Here is a 19609-nt window from a genome sequence, read left to right on the forward strand (position 1 = left end):
TCGGAGGATCCCGCCATGCGACGCTTCTGGATCGTGCTCCTTGCGCTGCCGCTCACCATGTCGGACGCCTCGGCGCAAACCCGCCCTCGCCGACCCCCGATCGAACTCGGGCCCGACGACAAGCCCGCCTTCCCGGCCGCCCCGGAGGGCTTCGACGTCCGCCGCGACGACGTCCCCCGGGGGAAGATCGAGACGGTCGAGTACGACTCCTCGACCGTGGGCGTGAGGCGGAAGATGCGGGTCTACACCCCGCCGGGCTACGACGACCAGGCCCCGTATCCGGTCCTCTACCTGCTGCACGGCATCGGCGGGGACGAGGAGGAATGGGAGCGGGGCGGGAAGGTGGACGTCGTCCTGGACAACCTGATCGCCGACAAGCTGGCGACGCCCCTGATCGTCGTCATGCCCAACGGCCGGGCCCAGCCCAACGACCGCGCGGAGGGGGACGTCTTCCGCCACGCCAAGTCCTTCGAGACGTTCGAGGGGGACCTCCTCAAGGACGTGATCCCGTTCGTCGAGAAGACCTACGCCGTGAGGAAGGACCGCGAGGGACGGGCCCTCGCCGGGCTCTCGATGGGGGGCGGCCAGGCGCTCAACTTCGGGCTCGGCCATCCCGAGACGTTCGCCTGGGTCGGCGGCTTCTCCTCCGCCCCGAACACGCGGCCGCCCGAGAAGCTGCTGTCGGACCCGGAGGGGGCCGCGAAGCTGAAGCTCCTCTGGATCTCCTGCGGCGACAAGGACGGGCTCATCAACATCAGCCAGCGCACGCACGCGTACCTCAAGGAGAAGGGCATCCCCCACGTCTGGCACGTCGAGCCCGGCGGCCACGACTTCGACGTCTGGAAGGACGACCTCTACCACTTCGCCCAGCGTCTCTTCCGCTGACGCCGCCCGCCCCCGCCCCCGCCCCCACGCCCCGATCTCGGCGTGGGGGCGCGCCGTCGTGGTCCGCGGCTCGGCCGGGTCAAGCCCGACGTCCCTCCCACCTGATGCAGGCCTCGACGTCGCGCAGGGCGCTTCGCGCCTCTCGGTATTCCGGGTCCAGGCGGATCGCCTCCCGGAAGCACTCGGCGGCCTCATGGAACCGCTCGCGGCACCGCAGCACCAGGCCCAGATTGAAATAGGCCTCGTCGACGCGGCCCTTTTCGCAGGCGACGCCGGCCCGATGGACTTCTTCGGCCTCGTGCAGCCGCCCCTGCCTCGTCAGCACGCCGCCCAGGAAGATCCGCCCGGCCGCATGGTCGGGATCGGCCTCGACGGCGTTCGTATACCAGGCCGTCGCCTTCTCCAGATCTCCCGCCGCGTCGAAGAGGTAGCCCATGCCCATGAGGGGGAGCCGACGCCCCTCGGCCGGGAAGAGTTCGAGAGCCCTGGCGATCGCCCCCTCGGCTTCCTGGAAGTGGGCGGCCTTGACGAGGGCTTCCCCCAACCGCACCCAGGCGACGGCATCGTCGGGATAGTCGGTCAGGTACCGCCGCGCGACGCGGATCGTCGAGGCCGGGAACGGTCCCTCCGAAAGCCGCCTCAGCCGCTCGTACCGCTCGTCCTCGTCCCTCTCGCCCTCTCGTCGCCGAAGGCTCGATCGGCCGGGTCGGCTTCGCCGTTCCTCCCACCTGATGCAGGCCTCGACGTCGCGCAGGGCGTGTCGCGCCTCGCGACGTTCCGGGTCGAGTCGAAGCGCTTCCCGGAAGCAGGCGGCGGCCTCGCGGAAGCGCTCGCGGGCCCTCAGCACGAAGCCCAGCTGGAGATTCGCCTCGTCGATGTAGCCCTTGGCACAGGTGAGGCCGGCTCGAAGGAGGTCTTCGGCCTCGTGCAGCCGACCCTGCCTCGCCAGAAGTTCGCCCAGCCAGATCCGGCCGGCCGCGTGGCCGGGGTCGGCCTCGATGGCCTTTCGATACCAGGCCGCCGCCTGGCCTTGATCGCCCGCCGCGTCGAAGAGGTACCCCATTTTCAACAGGGGATTTCGTCGCAAGTCGGGCGGGCAGAACTCCAGGGCCTTCGCGATCGCCTGCTCGGCTTCCTCGTAGCGGGCCATCCTGGTCAGGACGTCTCCCAGCCACATCCAGACGACCCCGTCGTCGGGGTAGTCGATCAGGTATCGGCGCGCGACGCGGATCGTCAGGGCCGGGTAATGCCTCTTCGACAATCGCCTCAGACGCTCGTATCGCGCCTCGCGTCCCATCACGCCCTCCGTCGCCGGAAGCCCAAGCCCGAGAGATCGACCTGCGAGCCTAACAGGAACCCGGGCTCGGGTGGTCGGGGCGTCGGAATTCCTGTGCCTGGATGCGGCACTTCGCGCAGGCGAAGCCGTCCACAGGCCCCTCACTTCGCGAATTCGGCGTGGGGGTGGGTGGTGTAGAAGTGCGTCCCGCGACGGGGGTCGTGGAAGCGGTGGAAGGGGACGGCGCCATCGATCGGCTCGGGCAGGACGTGGAACGCGACCCCCTCGGACTGGTAGAGGCGGGGGCGGATGCGTTCGGAATTCGGGTCGGTCGTGTAGAGGTGGTCGGTGCGGCTCCGCAGCAGTTCGACGGAGACGGCGCCCGGGGCGTCGGCGGTCGGGACGTAACCGGCCAGGCCCTCGGGGGTGAAGGCGCCGGGGACGTCGATCGTCGGGCTGAGGGTGTAGCGGTGCGCCCCGGTGCGGACGTTGAGCCAGCGGTGGAGCGGGACCGCGCCCGGTCGGGGCTCCCGGAAGATGTAGCCCAGCGTCCCCTGGCGTTCGAGCCGGGTCAGATCGAACTTCAGGACGACGAAGTCGGGGGCGTAGTCCAGCCCGCAGAGGACGCCGTAGTCCTTGTACATCGCGGCGCGCTTGAGGATCTCGGCGTTGAGCTTCTGGTTGACCGACTCGGCCTTGCCGTCGACGACCTGGGTGGCGATGGCGTCGAACTGCTTGCCCAGCAGCTTCGCCAGCAGTCCCGCCACCCCTTCCAGCTCTGTCCGCTTGACCTCGTCCACGTCCACCCGGAACCGGGGCGAGCCGTCGGGACCGGCCTCGACGTTGACGCTGGCCTTGATGTCGAACCGGAACTTCCGCCAGCCGTCGACGTGGTCCTTCGACCGCGAGGCGTTCTCCGAGAGCGGCCCCGAGGCCGGCGGCCGGAACTCTCCCTCCGCCGTGAACGCCGCCAGCAGCTTCCGCTCCTTCGGGTCGATCCCCACGAGCCGGTACGAATGCACCGAGCCCCGATACTTCTCCTGATCGAACCGGTTCGGCGGCAGCTTCTCCACCACCCCGGCCAGGTAGCCCTTCTCCAGCTTGATCTCCGTCGCCCCCCGCGCGGGGGCGGCCAGGGCGCTCAAGAGGATCGCGAGCGCGAGGCCCGCGCGACGGGTGTGGCTCATCAGGATCGATCCATCGAGTGGCGGGGCGGGATCCGTGGGCGCGGATTTATACCAACAACCCGAGGATCGGGCTAGGCGATTCGAGGCCGTGGGCGCCGTCGAACGTCCTGGCTGCTGGCGTCGCGAGATCGGGCATGGTCTCATGGTCAGCCGACGGTCGAGTCGGGGGCGGCCTCGGATTCTCGGAGCGGCTCCGGGCCGCCGGATGGGGTTGAAATCCAGCACGAAGGAAGGCCAGACCGTGACGTCGTACGAGGATCTCTACAGGACCTTGTTCCAGGACTTCGGCTATCCGCTGACCAATCGCACCGCGTTATCGCCCCGATCGATCGCCCAGGCCGAGTAGCGGCTGGGCGTCCAGGCACCGACGTCCTTGCGCGAGTATTATCTCGTCGCGGGCCGCGAGAAGCGTTTCAACCTGAGCCAGGAGCGTCTCCTGCCGCCGTCGGATTGGAAGGTGGAGGGGAAGAAGCTGGTCTTCATGGAGGAGAACCAGGGGGTCTGCATCTGGGGCGCATCCGTCCGCGCGCCCGACGCCGAGGATCCCCCCGTCTCCGAGGGACAGCCCGACGACGAATCGACGAGCTGGTACGTCTTGAAGCGCAAGTGCTCGGATTTCCTGGCGGCGATGCTCCACCACCAGGCCGTCTCGGGCGGGCTCCCCCACTTGGCCTTCGGCACCTTCACCGCGTCGCCGATCTCCGCCCATCGGCTCGCCGAGCGGGGATGGAAGGGCTACGGCGAGATGAAGGGCGAGGCGTGCTACAGCCGACCCAACCAGGTGATCACCGTCGCCCCCGTCGCCCTGCCTTGGGCGCGAGGCTGGACGGTCAACGCCGGGGCCCGGACGAAGCGGGATCTCGAAGCGATCCGCTCGGAGTTGGGACTGGGGGCCGGTTGAGGCGGCTCACAGCTCCATCTCCGCGCGGACGACGGCGTCTTCGAGGTCGCGGGTGAGGGTGAAGCCGACCTTCTCGCAGACGCGGAGCATCTCGACGTTCTCGGGGAGGATGTCGCCGGTCACGCGCGAGACGTGCTCGTCGCGGCCGACCTGCAAGATGCGCCGGAGGAGTTCGCTCCCCAGGCCGCGGCCCTGGAACTGGTCGCTGACGAGGAGGGCGAATTCGGCCTCGTCGGTCTCGCGGATCTTGCTCAGGCGGCCGACGCCCAGGATCTTCCGCTCGCCGGTCTCCGGGTCCTTGAAGTCGGCTACGAGGGCCATCTCGCGGTCGTAGTCGATGAAGCAGATGCGGGTCAGCCGCTCGTGGGCGACGCGGGTGCTGTACTTCATCGCGTGGAAGTAGCGGAATGAGACGCTGCGCTCCGAGAGCGTGGCGTGGAACTTCACCAGCATCGGCTCGTCCTCCGGGCGGATCGGCCGGATCGTCAGCGCCTCCCCCTTCTTCGACGTCCAGGGGAACGTGTACTGGGAGGGATAGGGCCGGATCGCCGGTCGCGGGAGGTCCTCGGCGTGGATCAGGGGGCCGTGGATGATCACGCGGGCGTCCAGGACGATCAGCCGGTCGGGCGAGGCGAAGAGCGGGTTGACGTCGATCTCCTTGATCCAGGGGAGTTCGACGACCAGGTCGCTGAACCGCACCAGGAGCCGCTCCAGGGCGGCCATGTCGACCGAGGGCTGGCCGCGCACGCCCTTGAGCGCGGCGAAGACGCGGGTCTGCTCCATCATCCGGCGGGCGAGGGTCGTGTTGAGCGGCGGCAGCCCCAGCGCGCGGTCGCCGACGACCTCGACGTGGCGGCCCCCCGAGCCGAAGAGGATGACCGGGCCGAACTCGGGGTCGAGGCTGCTCCCCAGGAGGACCTCCACGCCGGCCTCGGGCTGGACCATGGGCTGGACGCCGACGCCCTGGAAGTGCCCGTTCCCGACGTGGGCCTCGACCGACCGTTCGATGGAGCGGAAGGCGGCGCGAACGGCGTCGGCGTCGTAGAGGTTGAGCCGGACGCCGCCGACGTCGCTCTTGTGGGTGATCGTGGTCGAGTTGAGCTTCACCGCGACCGGCCAGCCGAACCCCTCGGCCGCGACCGCCGCCTCCTCGGGCGTCTGGACGACCGTGGTGGGGACGGTCGGGATCTCGTAGATGGTCAGCAGTCGCTTGGATTCGGCCTCGGTGAGGATCGTCCGACCCTCGCGCCGGACGGCCGCCAGCAGGGCCTCGGCCCGCTCGCGGGGGGAGCCCGCGGCGCTGTCCTCGGCGGGCATGGTCGGGGTCTCGTAGAGGCCCTGGAGGTTGTAGGACGACCGCCACATGAGGGCGAAGACGCGGGCGGCGGCGTCGGGGTGGGGGTAGGTGGGGATGCCGGCCTCGTTGAGGATGCTGGTCCCCTCCTCGATCGATTCGCCCCCCATCCAGCAGGCGAGGATGGGTTTGCCCAGGACCCTGGCGTGCTTCTTCAGCCGGCCGGCGACGGCGGTGGGGTCGGTGGCGGTCTGGGGGGTGAGGATCGTCAGGAGGCCGTCGACGGCGTCGTCCCCGGCGAGGACCTCCACCGCCTTGCCGAACCGTTCGGCGTCGGCGTCGCCCAGGACGTCGACCGGATTGTCGCGGCTCCAGCCCCGGGGGAGGAACAGGTCCAGGTCGCGCAGGGCGTCGGCCGACGGCTCGGCCAACGCGCCGCCGTGCTCGACCAGCGCGTCGGTCGCCAGCACGCCCGGCCCGCCGGCGTTGGTGACGATCGCCAGCCTCGGCCCGCGCGGGCGGGGCTGCTTGGAGAGGACGTCGGCCATGTCGAACACGTCGGCGATCGAATCGACCCGGAGCACGCCCACCCGGCGGAAGGCGGCTTCCAGCACCTCGTCGCTGCCGGCGAGCGCCCCGGTGTGGGTCGCCGCCACCCGCGCCGCGGCGTCGCTCCGCCCGGCCTTCAGGACGATGATCGGCTTGGTCAGGGCCACCTCGCGCGAGGCCGACAGGAACGCCCGCGCGTCGCCGATCGACTCCATGTAGATGACGATGCTCTTGGTGCGCGGGTCGTCCCCCAGGTAGTCGATCAGGTCGCCCCAGCCGACGTCGAGCATCGAGCCGACCGAGATGAACGCGCTGAAGCCGACGTTCTCCTTGCGGCTCCAGTCGAGCACCGCCATGTCGAGCGCGCCGCTTTGGCTGATATAGCCGACGCTCCCCGGCCGCGCCGAACGGTGCGCGAACGTGGCGTTCATGCCGGTGTGGGGCCGCATCACCCCCAGGCAATTCGGCCCGATCACCCGCATCCGCCCCCGCCGCGCCCGCTCCAGGATCTCGTGCTCCAGCCGGAGCCCCTCCGGCCCGGCCTCGCGGAAGCCGGCCGAGATCACCACGGCCCCCTTCACCCGGGCCGCCACGCATTCGGAGATCACCCCCGGGACCGTCGCGGCGGGCGTCACCACGATCGCCAGGTCGACCGGGTCGGGGACCGACGCCACGTCCTTGTACGCCTTGATCCCCAGCACGTTCCGCCGGTTCGGGTTGATGGGGAAGACCGTCGCGCCGAACGGGTTGCTGATCAGGTTCCAGAGCACCGCCCGCCCCGGACTCCCCACCTTCTCCGTCGCCCCGACCACCGCCACCGTCTTCGGCGCGAAGATCGCATCCAGCGGCCGACCCGCCGCCCCCTCCTCGGAGACCCGCGCCCCGTACAGACGATTCATGTCGGTCCTCCCGGACGCCTACCGCTCGTGCTCCTGACCCCCTCTCATCCTAATCGACGGGCGGGGGCCGCCCTAGCCAGGAGGACGCGCCGCCGGTGCGATCCCGCTGCGCCCGGCCCGGTCGATACGGACCGGCCCGAAGTCTGTTCGTCGATTTTAGGTGCCTTGATCGCCTTGCCACCGAAGGAGTTGGGGCTGGCTGCGAAAGAGGAATGAGCACGGCCCCGGGGCCGCTCGGGCCCGCCTTCCGGCCCGGGGAAGGCCGCGAGGGGCGCGCGAAGCGACCCGTCGCGGCCGAGGGGTCGCGACGGGTCGGCGGAGTCGAGGTTGATCGGCGACTTCCGGTCGAAGGAGATCGCTTCGGCTCAGTAGGCGTCGGAGCTGACGATCTCGCCGCCTGCCTTGGTGCCGACGGCCCACCAGATGTTCATGGCGATCGAACTCTTGACGAAGCGGGTGGAGCCGTCGCCGAAGAGGACGTTCACGCCGCCGGAGTGGTTGCTGTTGGCGTTGGTCAGGTGGGCGTGGTCCGCGGAGCCCACGCCGCAGCCCCCGCAGCCGAACCGGCAGGAGCCCCAGGTGTACTGGGAAGAGCCCGGGGGCACGACGGTGTTGAAGAGCGTGAAGCCCTCGGCGCCCCAGGCCCAGTGGCCGCCGCGGTTGGAGTGGAGCCCGCCGCCGGCCGTGGCGTTCTGGAACGCCGTGGAGCAAGTCTGGAGGACCTGGGAGATCGCGGCCCCGGGGGCCTGCTCGCCCAGGATCAGGGCGCTGCCGGCGTCCGAAGACCGCACGTCGGTGCCCCAACTGCTGAGGCTCTCGACGTTGACGCCGGTGACGTAGGGGCGGACCCGGCTGTCGCCCGAGCCGACCAGGCCCTCGCTGAAGGCGACCGTGTTGGACGAGCCGTCGGTGATGTCGTTCAGTCCGTAGGTCTGCTGGTACGAGAAGAGGCCCGTGCTCCGCACGTTGCCGCCGCAGTTCGGCGGGGCGCCCTGGTTGACCTTGTAGTCGGCGTCGAACGTCGTCCCCCGGCTGGCGTAGTAGCTGTTGTAGCCCACCTTGCCCGCGTTGCCGTCCGAGGGGCAGAGGAACGAGGACACCTTGGTCTGCCACGAGGTCGCGTTGACGTCCCAGCCGATGCCCTGGAGCGGGTCGAACTGGAAATTGGCGGCGTTGTAGATCGCCGACTGCTCCATCGTGGTCAGCAGCAGCGAATGGGCGCTCCAGCCCGACCAGGCCACGCAGCCGCCGTTGATCGAGTTGTACGACGCCGAGACGCCCATCGGGAACGTGTTCTGCGACGAGTGGTAGTTGTGCATCGCCAGCCCGATCTGCTTCAGGTTGTTGACGCACTGGGCACGGCGGGCGGCCTCGCGGGCGGCCTGCACGGCCGGCAGCAGGAGCGCGATGAGCACGGCGATGATGGCGATGACCACCAAGAGTTCGATCAGGGTGAAGCCCCGATCCTTCCTGTCTGGACGCGGCATGGACTGACTCCTGGACGGGCCCGGCCGGGACGAGGCCGGGGTTGGGGAGGGGGCGGACGGGATTCGTCTCGACGCGGGCCTCATCTCCGGGGACTCCCTCTCCTGGAGGATTTCTTCTGCTTATGCATGTCTTGCGAGTACTGGAGCGACTCCTTCAGCGTCTCGCGAGGCGACTTGTCGAACTGGGCCACGGCCGCGGCGTCCGAGCCGCCGCATCCCGGGGCCGCGGCCAGGGCGCAGGCGGCCACGGCCCAGGCGACGCCGACCGTCGCCCAGCCAAAAAAACCACGCGCATTCATGTTTTCAAGCCTTTCTCGAAGATCGCGCCGGGACGCGAGCGGCCCGGGACGCCGACGAAGGGGCCGGTGGCCCGCACGGACCCCGGCTTCGAAACCCGATGTTCCGTCGCGGCGATGGGCGCGACCCCGGGCGATGAACCGCTCGGAAGTCCGGTCGTCCCCCGCCGACGATCGACCCGACGGTCCGCCCATCCCCCCGACCGATCCGGGGGCGCGCGAGCTTGCCAGGCCGGGCGACTCTCGCACGAATCGCCCTCCCACGAGACCGAAGGAAGCCGACGCCCCACCCGGTCTCGTAATCGGATCTCACTCTACTCAGTAACTATAGATCGTCATGAATGCGGGGCAAGCGTCTTGGTACGAATTAATTAAGAGATGCGCGCGGGCGGCACCCTTCCGAGGCCTTCGCGGCCCGCCGGAGGGGCCGTCCCGTCGAATTTCGACGCCTATTGCAAGTTCCGGTAAGTCGTTGCTTCGTCGTTGATTTGATGTCGATGATATATCGCAAAAATAGTTGTGTCGAATCGAGCGGCGGTCCTCAGGCTCCGTCCCCGCGAGGCACCCGGAAACGGCCCCAGTCGACGCCGAGCTTGCGCATCCGGGAGCGGAGGGTGTGGGGGTTCAGGCCGAGGATCGCGGCGGCGCCCTGGGGGCCCTCGATGCGTCCTCCGGCGCGGGCCAGGGCTTGCTCGATGTGGCGGGCGGCGGCCTCGTCGAGCGTCGCCAGTGGCGCCGAGGCCGAAGTCGCGGGGGCGGCCGTGGCCGGCGACGGGGAAGGCGGCAGCGGGCGCGCGGCCGGGGGGACGCCCAGGGCCCGGGCCACGTCCAGGCCGGACCCGTTGCCGAGGATCGCGGCCCGCTCGATCACGGCCGCCAGCTCGCGGACGTTGCCCGGCCAGGGGTACTGGAGGAGCAAGGCGACCTCCTCGGCGGTCGGCGAGAGGTGCGGCATTCCCAGTCGCCGGGCGGCGCGGCCGGCGAAGTGGGCGGCCAGCGCGGGGACGTCGGCCAGCCGCTCGCGAAGCGGCGGGAGGTAGACCGGGAAGACGGCCAGGCGATACCAGAGGTCCTGGCGGAACCGGCCGTCGTGGACCATCGCGTGGAGGTCGCGGTGGGTCGCGGCGACGATCCGCACGTCCGCCCGCCGGGGCTTCTCGCCCCCGACCCGCTCGAACCAGCCGTCCTGGAGGATTCGCAGCAGCCGGACCTGGGCGGCCGGGGGGAGTTCGCCGCACTCGTCCAGGAACAGCGTCCCGCCGTCGGCCCGCTCGAACCAGCCCTTGCGCTCGCCCACGGCCCCGGTGAACGACCCCTTCTCATGGCCGAACAGCTCGGAATCGACCAGCTCCGCCGGGATCGCGCCGCAGTTCACGCGGAGGAACGGCCCGGACGCCCGCCGGGATCGGGTGTGGATCGCCCTCGCGACGACCTCCTTGCCCGAGCCGGTCTCGCCGAGGATCAGGACCGGGGCGTCGGCCGTCGAGACCAGCTCGATCTGCTCCATGACCTCGCGCAGGCCGGTCTCCGCGCCGACGATCGAGCCGGCGAGGTCGTCGCGGCCGAGCTTCGATCGCAACGTGCGGTTCTCGGCCTCGGCCGCCTCGCGCAGCATGACCAGCTCGCGAAGCCGGTGGTCGTTCTCCACGGCCACCGTCAAGGGCTCGATCAGGGCCCGCACCAGCGCCTCATGCTCGGGGGTCGGCCGTTGGGACGGGCGCAGGGCCAGCAGCAGCACCGCCGGCGCCCCCTCCTCCGGGTCCAAAGGCGCCGCCAGCATCGCCCCCCCGCCCCGCCCGCGACCAGGCCCGGGAACCGCGCCGCGAAGCTCCGGCGCTCGGCCACTTCCAGCTCCCCCCGGCCGCACCAGTCCAGGAGCTTCGGCAGGATCTCCGGCATGATCGACGTCCGAGTCTCCCCTCGGGGCTCGCTCCCGCCCGCCGACTCGGCCGCCACCGTCTCCAGGAATCCGGCGGCCCGGTCCACCGACCGGATCGTCAGCGACTCCATCGGCAGAAGACCCGCCACGAGCGGAACGGTCTCTTCCACGGACTCCGCAAGCGTCCGGTGCCGCGAGACCACCCGCCAGATACTCAACAAGACCGGCCCGAAGTCGTTCATCCACCCAGTATGCCAGGAAATCTCACGGGTTGCCAGGAAATACCACGGGCACCCCCAGGAAATCTCACGGATTGTGTGCCGCCGAACCGGCTCAAAGCGTGTAAAGTTTGCAATCTCGTGTCATTTAGTCAGATTTTGGCCTCGCGAGGTCGTTTGGCACTCCGCGTGCACTAGGCCCTCTCCGTACTCGACAATTCCTACCGACAAGGTTTGGTCGTGGGGTTTCGATGGCTTTCAGGACGAGACGGACGATGAACACGGCGACGACGGTTCCGGGTGCGACGAGACGAGGATCGATCCAGGGTCGGTGGAATCCGACCCGCGTGGCGGCGGGCATGATGGGCCGGGCCGCGCTGGCGGTCATGGTCGCGGGGGCCTGGGGTTGTCGCGACGAGGGCGTCGTCCGCCCGGAGGCTCCAATCTTCCCGGCCCAGGGGAAGGTGACGTTCGAGGGCGAGCCGGCCGCCGGGGCGTTCGTGGTCTTCAGCCCCAAGGCCGCGCCGAAGTCCGGCCAGGAGGGCTTCACCCCCCGGGCGACCGTGCGGGCCGACGGCACCTTCTCGTTGACGAGCGCCACCGAGGGCGACGGCGCCCCGGCCGGCGACTACGCCGTGACCGTCCGCTGGTCGAAGCCGGTCAAGCAGGGGAACGAACTGGTCGCCGGCCCGAACGTGATCCCCAAGGCCTACGCCGACCCCGCGACCACGCCGCTGCAGGCCACGATCCGCGAGTCGGACAACGAGCTGGAGCCGTTCGCGATCACCAGGAAGTGAGCGCGAACGCGGCCGAGGCCCGGCCGACCGATCGACGACAACATTGATGCTTTCATGAAGACAATGACGCGTGACGACGAGTGTCGAGCGCGAGACCTCCGAACGACGGATATCCAGGAGTCCAGGATGAACCGCCCCAGCCCCCGCCGCCCCCGCCCCGGTTTCACGCTGATCGAACTGCTGGTCGTGATCGCCATCATCGCGGTCCTGATCTCGCTCCTGCTGCCGGCCGTGCAGGCCGCCCGCGAGGCCGCCCGCCGCTCCCAGTGCGTCAACAACCTGAAGCAGCTGGGGATCGCGGTCCACAACTTCCACGACGTCAACAGCGAACTCCCCAGCAGCGTGCGGCCGACCGGCCTGACGACCCTGCCGCGAGTCGCGGCGCTCCTGGGCATGCTCAACTTCATGGAGCAGACGCAGGTCTACAACGCCCTGAACGTCGGCGTCACCTGGGGCGATCCGGTCAACCAGACGGCCGTCAAGACGCGGATCAACACCCTGCTCTGCCCCTCGACGCCCGCCGACCCGGGCCGGCTCGACGGCATCCCCGAGGTGCAGCCCTACTCGCCCAGCTGGACCGCCACCGTCGCCGCCGTCACCGACTACTCGCCGATCGTGGGCATCGACGCCCGGCTCGGCGGGGCGCCCTACAACGTGTTCGCGGCCGGCTCCACCCCGCCCGAGTCGCTGATCGTCAAGAACAAGAAGACCCGGCTGGCCGACGCCACGGACGGGCTCTCGAACACGATCGTCTTCGTCGAGTCGGCCGGTCGGCCGTTCGTCTACCGTCGCGGCGGCAAGGTCTTCGGCGCGGTCCCCGACCACCGCGTCAACTCCGGCGGCTGGGCCCGCCCGGCCAGCGACGTCACCCTCAACGGGTCGACGGCCGACGGCTCGGTCTTCCCCGGCCCGGTCGTCCTCAACGCCGCCAACGGCGAGAACGTCAACGGCCAGCCGTTCCCCCACCCCTACTACGTCACCGAGGGGACCGGCGGCCTCTTCTCGTTCCACTCGGGCGGGATCAACGTCCTGCTGGGCGACGGCTCGGTCCGGTTCGTCAAGGACTCGGTCTCGCTGCCGACCATCGCCGCCCTGGTCACCCGCGGCGGGGGTGAGATCGTCTCCGCCGACCAGTATTGACATGGACGCCGAGGCGTCATCGCCCGACAATTCGTACCCAACGACCAGTCCCCTCGCGTCGGCCGACGCGAGGGGACTGGTTCCACGGCCTTCCGCCCCGATCGATTCAAAGGGATCCCCATGGAGTTCCGTCCCCCTCACGCCGCCCGGACCGTCCCGATCTCGATCTCGCTGTCGCTCGCGATGATGCTGGCGACGACGACGATCGGCTGCGGCGGCAAGCCCGTCTCGAACGCCGATTCGCTGAAGATCGGCGCGTACTCGGTGGTCCGCGAGGTCTTCCACGACGGCCTCATCCCCGCGTTCGCGAAGAAGTGGAAGGCCGAGACCGGCCGGGACGCCACGTTCGAGGAGTCTTACAACGCTTCCGGGGCCCAGGCCCGCTCGATCGGATCGGGCTTCGACGCCGACGTCGCGGCCCTCTCCCACGTGGGCGACATGGACCTGCTGGTCAAGGCCGGCAAGGTCGCCCCCGACTGGAAGGACGGGCCCTACAAGGGGATCCTGACCCACAGCCTCGTCGTCATCGGCCATCGCGCCGGGAACCCCAAGTCGATCCACGACTTCGCCGACCTGGCGAAGCCCGGCGTCGGCGTCCTCTACCCCGACCCCAAGACGTCCGGCGGCGCCCGCTGGAACATCAACGCCATCTACGGCTCGGCGCTGCGGGAGGCCCGCGCGAAGGACGCGGCGAACCCGGACCTCGCCGCCGTCCGCGACCGTCTGAGGAAGGTGCAGTCGAACGTCGTCAACATGGACCAGTCGGGCCGCCAGAGCATGGCGTCGTTCTCCAGGACGGGGACCGGCGACGCCGTGGTGACGTATGAGAACGAGTTGCTGCTCCGGGCCAAGGAAGGGGACGCGATCCCTTACGTCGTCCCCCCGGCCACGCTCCTGATCGAGAGCCCGATCGCCCTGGTCGGGCCGTCGATCGCCAAGCACGGCAACGAGGAGCTGGCGAAGGCGTTCCTGGCGTTCCTGACCTCGGCCGAAGGCCAGCGGATCTTCGCCGAGTACGGCTTCCGGCCGGTGAATCCCGAGGCCGAGGACGCGGTCGCCGGCCGCCCCGAGCCCACCGAGGTCTTCACGACCGACGACCTCGGCGGCTGGGCCGCGCTGGAGGAGGAGCTGTATTCCAGCGGCGGCCTCTGGTCGACCATCGCCGCCGAGGCCGTGCAGAACCGGGGGAAGTGAGCCATGTCCGCCGGAATCTCCACCCTCGCCCGGCGCAGGCCGCGGTTGCGTGAAGGGGCCCTGCTCCGCGGGGCCAGCCTCTCCTATCTGGGCGTCATGGTCGTCCTGCCGATCCTGGCGATGGCCTGGCAGGCGGCCGAGCCCGGCCCGAGGGCCTTCTGGGCGGCCGTCTCCGAGCCCTACGCCTGGCACGCGCTGAAGCTCACCTTCATCACGGCCTTCATTATGGTCTTCGTGGGCGCGGTCACGGGGACGGCGACGGCCTGGGTCCTCGTGCGCTACGAGTTCCCGGGGAAGAATCTGGTCAACGCCCTGATCGACCTGCCGTTCGCCGTGCCGACGGTGGTCACGGGGGTCATGCTGGTGGCCCTCTACGGGCCGTCGAGCGTCGTCGGCGCGATCGCCGGAAAGGCGGGCTGGAAGGTCATCTACGACCAGCCGGGCATCATCCTGGCGCTCCTGTTCGTGACCTACCCGTTCGTGATCCGGAGCGTCCAGCCGGTGCTCCTGGGGCTGGACAAGGCGGAGGAGGAGGCCGCGGCGACCCTGGGCGCGGGCCCCTGGACGACCTTCCTGCGGGTCACCCTGCCGACCCTCTGGCCCTCGATCCTGACCGGCTCGGCCCTCTCGTTCAGCCGGGCGCTGGGGGAGTACGGCAGCGTCGTGATGGTCGCCGGCAACCAGCCGCTGCTGACCAAGACGGCGCCCATCTACGTCTTCGGCGAGATCGAAAGCGGCAACCGTCACGGCGCCCTGGCCGTCTCGGCGGTCCTCCTGGCCTCGTCGCTCTTGATCCTCGTCATCCTCAACGCGCTGCAGCGCCGGGGGGGGAACCGTGATGCGACTTGACGACGGCGAGGCCCCGACGGGCCCGGAACCGACCCCGACGCCCCGCCTCGTCGAATTCCCCGCGAGGGGGAACGAGGCCCCGTCGTCGTGGGGGCGTCGGCTGCTGATCGGGGCGGTGCTGCTCTGGTTCGCGGCCCTGATCCTGATCCCCGGCCTGGCCCTGACGAGGCAGGCGGTGGCGGGGGGCCTGAAACCCCTGATCGCGGCCCTGGGCGAGCCGGCGGTGCAGCGGGCGTTCGTGATGTCGCTGGGGATCGCCCTGGTCGCCACGGTGGTCAACACGGTGTTCGGGATCGCCATGGCGCTGGTCCTGGTGCGGCAGCGGTTCTTCGGGCGGTCGCTGATCGACGGCGTGGTCGACATGCCGTTCGCCGTCTCGCCGATCGTGGCCGGGTTGATGCTGATCGTCCTCTACGGCCCCGAGAGCGGCGTGGGGGGCTGGCTGGAATCGCGGGGGGTGCAGGTCGTCTACGCCCTGCCGGGGATGATCCTGGCGACGATGTTCGTGACGGTCCCCTTCGTGGTCCGCGAGCTGGTGCCGATCCTCCGCGAGCTGGGCGAGGAGTACGAGCAGGCGGCGTACACGCTGGGGGCGTCCCGCTGGCGGACCTTCCGGAGCATCACCCTGCCGTCGATCCGCTGGGGCGTGGCCTACGGCGTGACCCTGACCGTCGCCCGGTGCCTGGGCGAGTTCGGGGCCGTCCTGGTCGTCTCGGGCAACGTGATCGGCCACACCCAGACGGCCACGCTCTACATCGCCGAGGGGATCGAGAGCTTCCATCCCGAGGGGGCCTACGCCGCCAGCCTGGTCCTGGCCGCGACCTCGTTCGTCCTGCTGGTCGGGATGGACCTCCTGCGGGCCCGCCTGGAACGGTCGAGGGAGGTGGAGTCGTGAGCATGGCGCCGAATCTTCAAGTGGGGCGGACTCATCCGAGATTGGCATCGGGGGCCTCGCTTTCGTACCATCGAGGGACGGGGCCGTCGCCGCGGCGCGAGGCCGCGACGGGCACGGGCGACGAGGAGAAGACAGTGGCGATCGAGGTTCGGGGGCTTTCCAAGAAGTACGGCTCGTTCCAGGCGGTGAACGACGTCTCGTTCGAAGTCCAGGCGGGCCAGCTCGTGGCCCTCCTGGGGCCCTCCGGGTCGGGCAAGAGCACGATCCTCCGGACGATCGCCGGCCTGGAATCGGCCGACTCCGGCAGCGTCATGCTCACCGGAGAAGACGCGACCGCACTCCCGGTACAGCAACGCGGGGTCGGCTTCGTGTTCCAGCACTACGCCCTCTTCCGCCACATGACCGTGCGCGAGAATATCGGCTTCGGCCTGAAGATCCGCAAGGTCCCCAAGCCCGAGATCCGCCGCCGCGTCGACGAGCTGCTCGACCTGATCCAGCTCGGCGGCTACGCCAACCGCTTCCCCTCCCAGCTCTCCGGCGGCCAGCGCCAGCGCGTCGCCCTGGCCCGCGCCCTGGCGCCGACCCCCAAGGTCCTCCTGCTCGACGAGCCCTTCGGCGCCCTCGACGCCAAGGTCCGCGACGAACTCCGCACCTGGCTCCGCCGGCTCCACGACGAGGTCCACGTCACCAGCCTCTTCGTCACCCACGACCAGCGCGAGGCCTTCGAGGTCTCCGACCAGATCGTCGTCCTGGCCGACGGCCAGGTCCAGCAGATCGGCCCCCCCAGACCCTCTACGAACGGCCCGCCAACCCGTTCGTCGCCGGCTTCCTCGGCGCCATCAACGTCCTCCCCCTCCGCTCGCTCAAGGCCGGATCGATCGGCCGGGGCCCGGAGAGCTGGCTCGACCGCCCCCCCGCCGACCACGCCGAGGCCTACGTCCGCCCCCACGACCTCGACGTCTTCGCCGAGCGCGACGGCAAGCCCTACTGGCCCGCCACCGTCGAACGGATCACCCCCCTGGGGAGCGTCGTCCGGCTGGACCTCCGCATCGCCCCCGACCACCCCCTCCAGATCGAACTCCCTCGCAACCGCTCCCTGGGCGTCGGCTTCGAATACGGCGACGAGGTCTACGTCTCCCCCCGACACCTGAACATCTATGACCGCGTCCAGGGCACCTTCCAGCCCGTCGACGTCCATCACGCCCTGGGCCTCTCCCTCCAGGAAGGCGCCGGCATCTGACCCCCCGAATTGGCTTCGCTCGCAACCCCCGGCGAACAAAGCCATCGGACGCAAGTCCTTATGTTGGATTGATATGCGTCGGATTTTCGGGGTTCGCGATTGGCTTCGTTCGGCGGTTTTCACGACACTCCTCACTCAACTCCACCGCTTCAAGCGGGGTCGGGGTGCCACGGGTTCCCTGAACCCGTGGATCGGCGTCGGGCCGGTCCCGAGCCGTCGTCCGAATCCCCGCCGGTCCACGGGTTCAGGGAACCCGTGGCACCCCAAGGCCTTCCGTCAGGACTCGGTGGAGTTGAGTGAGGAGTCTCGTTTCACCTTCGCCGTCCGGCCCGATCGCGCGACTGCGCCGAGACGCCGGATTCGATCGCGACGCAGCCCTCCATGATAGAGGATGCATCTCGATTGTGGATTGGTGACGGACGCCCGGAGGATCGAGCGACGGGAGGGGGAGAGGTCCGCGGGAGGGGGGGCCGGGAAAAAGACGCGGGGCCGTACGGTGTTCTCAGGTCGTACGGCCCCGGTCTCGCTTGTTCGGAAGGCAGGATGATTCGTTTGTTTCGATACCGCCTCCTTTCGAGAAGAGTTCAGGAGCGGATCGCCCGCGGCGGGTTTCAGCCGCGGGCCGCGCGGCGACGAGCGGCGAGGATCAGGCCGACCACGCCCAGGCCCATGAGGCCCGCCGAGGTCGGTTCGGGGACGACCGGCGGGGTGGTGTTGCCGCCGGTGACGCCGACGAAGTTGAGGGCCAGGTCCGCGCCATCGGGCGCGGAGAAGAGCACGGCGATGGACGCGACGCTCGAGAAGTCGACGCCCGAGAAGTTGCCGAAGAGGAAGTTGACGAGGCCGACGCCGGGGGTGCTCAGGGTGAAGGTGTCCGTGCCGCCCAGGGTGTCGGTGACCTGGATGCCGAGCGCCAGGCTGGCGTCGCCGAAGACGACGTCGAACGTGAACTGCGAGCCGGAGCTGGCCAGGTCCACGCCGCCGAGGCCGGCGCCGCCGGCGTCGTAGACGATGGAGCCGTTCGCGCCCACGCCCGCGCCGGACTCCAGGAAGAAGTAGCCCGTGCCGGTGTCGACCGAGGCGACGGCCGAACGATTCAGCGGGTTGTCCGTGACGTCGAGGAACAACGTCCGGGTGCCGCCCAGGACGGCCGCGGCCGTCGTGCTCGAGGTCGAGCCGAGCCCCGTGACCGCGGCGGACTGCGCGCTCGAGCCGAAATCGTCGATGACGAGGTCCGCGCGGGCCGACGACGAGGCCAGCGCGAGCAAGGCGGCGAGTGCGACGAGCTTCCGATGCATTGAAGCGAAACTCCTAGAGTGTCCGAGGGAAGCGATCGAGATGGAGACGCCCCGCTCGAAAGCCGGGCGGCGGGAGGGATCGACCTCCCGCGGAGCCGCCCGAACCCCCCGGGGGTCGGGCCGACGGCCGCCCCGAAGCGGGGGAGCCGACCCGCGTCATTATAAAGCTTGATTCGCTTGCGCTCAAATCAAGAATACAAGAAATCGGTATCTTGGAGCGTTTTCAAATGCTTGCGTGATTCCTCACCGACATGAGGAGGAGCGATCGCCGAAATGCTGGAATTGCAGGCGTTTGTGCGGAAAGTCTCCCCCGGACGGCTCGGTGCGCGCGGCGAGGATTTCTCGATTCCCGATCCCGAAATAAACCGAACGCGACGGGGCCCGGGCTGGTTTCGGACGTTAGATTTAAGCTTGATCAGAAATCCTGTAAATGAGAGTGCGTTGATGGCGGTTTAGGCGGCCCCGCCCTGCGCGTGCGCATCGTCGCATCCGGGCGCATCGCCAGGCCGCCCAGGCCACGGGGCGGGCTTTCGACGGGACGCCCTTGAAGGGGAAGGCGCCGCGCAGCGGCGGATGGGGGGCGACGAGAACGAAGTCCGTCGCACCCTCGGTTCGTCCGCGATGAGAGCGACCGGCGCGGAGCGGAGGCCGTCGACGCCGCGTCGGGCCGGCCTGTGAAATCCGACCCCGGCGGGGTCGACCTTCCCCGTGATTGTGATTGGGGAAGGCGTCGGGAGGGCCTGTCATTCGACCTGAAGGGACGGTCGCTCGATCCGTCGCGGATCGTCCAGGACGGGGGGGACGGCCGGGGCGATTCAGGTGGCCCGGGGGTCAGGGGCGACGGAGGGGGGCGGCGGCGGGGGCGGCGGGCCTGGGGGAGCGGCGTCGGCTGGAGCTGTAACGGCCTGAGAAGCTCGTGGAGCGGTCGCGCACCGAGAAGTAGCCCGAGACGGAGCGGCCGGACATGTCGAAGCGGCCGGTGCCGTCGGCGCCGCCGTAATTCGGGCGGGACTGGGGCCCGGACATGTGGGCGTTACGGCTGGAGCGGGCGGTATATCGCCTCTGCTGGCTTAGTTGGGATTTCGCATCCTTCTGGATCTGGTCGGCCAGATCGCCGGCCCCGCCGCCGAACTGGGCTGAGGCCGGCTGCGCGAGGGCCGCGGACAGGAGGGTGAAGGCGGCCACGGAGAGCATTCGCTTCATCATGATGGTTGGCGTCTCTCAGGAAAGACCAAACAACCAGGGCGACCGCCGTCGATCGCCTCCAATACTTTGCATCTTCGCCGAGGTCCGGGGAGATTTCAAGCGTCGTTGTGTGGCGAGGA

General features: G+C 69.8%; 17 protein-coding genes and 1 pseudogene. 9 read left to right on the top strand and 9 right to left on the bottom strand.

Going from position 1 to position 19609, the window contains the following annotated elements; all coding sequences use genetic code 11:
* Positions 1-15 precede the first annotated feature (15 nt).
* On the top strand, positions 16-885 hold the full coding sequence (locus tag VT85_RS00480; protein WP_082858249.1) for an alpha/beta hydrolase: 870 nt from the start codon (positions 16-18) through the stop codon (positions 883-885).
* 79 nt (positions 886-964) lie between these two features.
* Here VT85_RS00480 and VT85_RS00485 read toward each other — a convergent pair whose 3' ends face one another.
* Together VT85_RS00485 and VT85_RS00490 are read right to left on the bottom strand one after the other, a co-directional pair.
* Positions 965-2146, bottom strand: coding sequence for a tetratricopeptide repeat protein (locus VT85_RS00485; protein ID WP_197491014.1), 1182 nt, complete (start codon positions 2144-2146; stop codon positions 965-967).
* Positions 2147-2322: 176 nt separating this feature from the next.
* A complete protein-coding gene (locus tag VT85_RS00490) occupies positions 2323-3348 on the bottom strand; it encodes a hypothetical protein (RefSeq protein ID WP_068409208.1) in 1026 nt (341 codons plus the stop codon).
* 211 nt (positions 3349-3559) lie between these two features.
* Between VT85_RS00490 and VT85_RS29570 the strand changes: the two genes are divergently transcribed.
* Both VT85_RS29570 and VT85_RS00495 read left to right on the top strand, forming a co-directional pair.
* Positions 3560-3694, top strand: a complete 135-nt coding sequence (locus tag VT85_RS29570; protein WP_255376967.1) for a hypothetical protein — start codon at positions 3560-3562, stop codon at positions 3692-3694.
* Between the two features lie 27 nt (positions 3695-3721).
* On the top strand, positions 3722-4249 hold the full coding sequence (locus tag VT85_RS00495; RefSeq protein ID WP_068409211.1) for a hypothetical protein: 528 nt from the start codon (positions 3722-3724) through the stop codon (positions 4247-4249).
* A gap of 6 nt (positions 4250-4255) precedes the next feature.
* On the opposite strand, the gene VT85_RS00500 is transcribed toward VT85_RS00495, so the two are convergent.
* From VT85_RS00500 to VT85_RS28140, 5 genes are all read right to left on the bottom strand, one after another.
* Complete coding sequence (locus tag VT85_RS00500; RefSeq protein WP_068409212.1) at positions 4256-6991, bottom strand: bifunctional acetate--CoA ligase family protein/GNAT family N-acetyltransferase; 2736 nt, start codon at positions 6989-6991, stop codon at positions 4256-4258.
* A gap of 365 nt (positions 6992-7356) precedes the next feature.
* The gene (locus VT85_RS00505) at positions 7357-8478 is read right to left on the bottom strand and encodes a DUF1559 domain-containing protein (protein WP_068409214.1); all 1122 of its coding nucleotides are present in this window, start codon (positions 8476-8478) and stop codon (positions 7357-7359) included.
* A gap of 80 nt (positions 8479-8558) precedes the next feature.
* Positions 8559-8777, bottom strand: coding sequence for a hypothetical protein (locus VT85_RS00510; RefSeq protein WP_068409218.1), 219 nt, complete (start codon positions 8775-8777; stop codon positions 8559-8561).
* A 538-nt stretch (positions 8778-9315) separates the two neighbouring features.
* Positions 9316-10512: a sigma-54 interaction domain-containing protein gene (locus VT85_RS00515; RefSeq protein WP_068409221.1), complete on the bottom strand. Its 1197-nt coding sequence runs from the start codon at positions 10510-10512 to the stop codon at positions 9316-9318.
* Entirely contained in the window at positions 10443-10874 is a 432-nt protein-coding gene (locus tag VT85_RS28140) for a hypothetical protein (RefSeq protein ID WP_197491015.1), read from the bottom strand. Before VT85_RS28140 ends, VT85_RS00515 begins: the two co-directional genes overlap by 70 nt.
* A gap of 272 nt (positions 10875-11146) precedes the next feature.
* Between VT85_RS28140 and VT85_RS00525 the strand changes: the two genes are divergently transcribed.
* From VT85_RS00525 to VT85_RS29915, 6 genes and pseudogenes are all read left to right on the top strand, one after another.
* Positions 11147-11668, top strand: coding sequence for a hypothetical protein (locus VT85_RS00525; protein ID WP_068409224.1), 522 nt, complete (start codon positions 11147-11149; stop codon positions 11666-11668).
* Between the two features lie 126 nt (positions 11669-11794).
* Positions 11795-12808: a DUF1559 domain-containing protein gene (locus VT85_RS00530; RefSeq protein WP_068409226.1), complete on the top strand. Its 1014-nt coding sequence runs from the start codon at positions 11795-11797 to the stop codon at positions 12806-12808.
* Positions 12809-12928: 120 nt separating this feature from the next.
* Positions 12929-14002: a sulfate ABC transporter substrate-binding protein gene (locus tag VT85_RS00535; protein WP_068409228.1), complete on the top strand. Its 1074-nt coding sequence runs from the start codon at positions 12929-12931 to the stop codon at positions 14000-14002.
* A gap of 3 nt (positions 14003-14005) precedes the next feature.
* Positions 14006-14851, top strand: coding sequence for a sulfate ABC transporter permease subunit CysT (cysT, locus tag VT85_RS00540; protein WP_068409230.1), 846 nt, complete (start codon positions 14006-14008; stop codon positions 14849-14851).
* The gene (locus VT85_RS00545; protein ID WP_082858251.1) at positions 14841-15746 is read left to right on the top strand and encodes a sulfate ABC transporter permease; all 906 of its coding nucleotides are present in this window, start codon (positions 14841-14843) and stop codon (positions 15744-15746) included. The genes cysT and VT85_RS00545 overlap by 11 nt, the downstream gene beginning before the upstream one ends.
* A 134-nt stretch (positions 15747-15880) precedes the next feature.
* Positions 15881-16986, top strand: a pseudogene (locus VT85_RS29915) (sulfate/molybdate ABC transporter ATP-binding protein).
* A 611-nt stretch (positions 16987-17597) separates the two neighbouring features.
* Here VT85_RS29915 and VT85_RS00555 read toward each other — a convergent pair.
* Positions 17598-18284: a PEP-CTERM sorting domain-containing protein gene (locus tag VT85_RS00555; RefSeq protein ID WP_068409233.1), complete on the bottom strand. Its 687-nt coding sequence runs from the start codon at positions 18282-18284 to the stop codon at positions 17598-17600.
* A gap of 831 nt (positions 18285-19115) precedes the next feature.
* Positions 19116-19490 carry a hypothetical protein gene (locus VT85_RS00560; RefSeq protein WP_156512591.1) on the bottom strand — a complete coding sequence of 125 codons (375 nt, stop codon included), beginning with the start codon at positions 19488-19490 and terminating at the stop codon, positions 19116-19118.
* Positions 19491-19609 lie beyond the last annotated feature (119 nt).

The organism is Planctomyces sp. SH-PL62 (genome assembly GCF_001610895.1).
Lineage (GTDB): Bacteria > Planctomycetota > Planctomycetia > Isosphaerales > Isosphaeraceae > Paludisphaera.

Bases quoted from the DNA above. Each gene is read 5' to 3' on its own strand.
- VT85_RS00480 (WP_082858249.1), top strand. From the start codon at position 16: ATGCGACGCTTCTGGATCGTGCTCCTTGCGCTGCCGCTCACCATGTCG.
- VT85_RS00505 (WP_068409214.1), bottom strand. From the start codon at position 8,478: ATGCCGCGTCCAGACAGGAAGGATCGGGGCTTCACCCTGATCGAACTC.
- VT85_RS00490 (WP_068409208.1), bottom strand. From the start codon at position 3,348: ATGAGCCACACCCGTCGCGCGGGCCTCGCGCTCGCGATCCTCTTGAGC.
- VT85_RS00555 (WP_068409233.1), bottom strand. From the start codon at position 18,284: ATGCATCGGAAGCTCGTCGCACTCGCCGCCTTGCTCGCGCTGGCCTCG.
- VT85_RS00545 (WP_082858251.1), top strand. From the start codon at position 14,841: ATGCGACTTGACGACGGCGAGGCCCCGACGGGCCCGGAACCGACCCCG.
- VT85_RS00530 (WP_068409226.1), top strand. From the start codon at position 11,795: ATGAACCGCCCCAGCCCCCGCCGCCCCCGCCCCGGTTTCACGCTGATC.
- cysT (WP_068409230.1), top strand. From the start codon at position 14,006: ATGTCCGCCGGAATCTCCACCCTCGCCCGGCGCAGGCCGCGGTTGCGT.
- VT85_RS00535 (WP_068409228.1), top strand. From the start codon at position 12,929: ATGGAGTTCCGTCCCCCTCACGCCGCCCGGACCGTCCCGATCTCGATC.
- VT85_RS00510 (WP_068409218.1), bottom strand. From the start codon at position 8,777: ATGAATGCGCGTGGTTTTTTTGGCTGGGCGACGGTCGGCGTCGCCTGG.
- VT85_RS00560 (WP_156512591.1), bottom strand. From the start codon at position 19,490: ATGATGAAGCGAATGCTCTCCGTGGCCGCCTTCACCCTCCTGTCCGCG.
- VT85_RS00525 (WP_068409224.1), top strand. From the start codon at position 11,147: ATGAACACGGCGACGACGGTTCCGGGTGCGACGAGACGAGGATCGATC.
- VT85_RS00500 (WP_068409212.1), bottom strand. From the start codon at position 6,991: ATGAATCGTCTGTACGGGGCGCGGGTCTCCGAGGAGGGGGCGGCGGGT.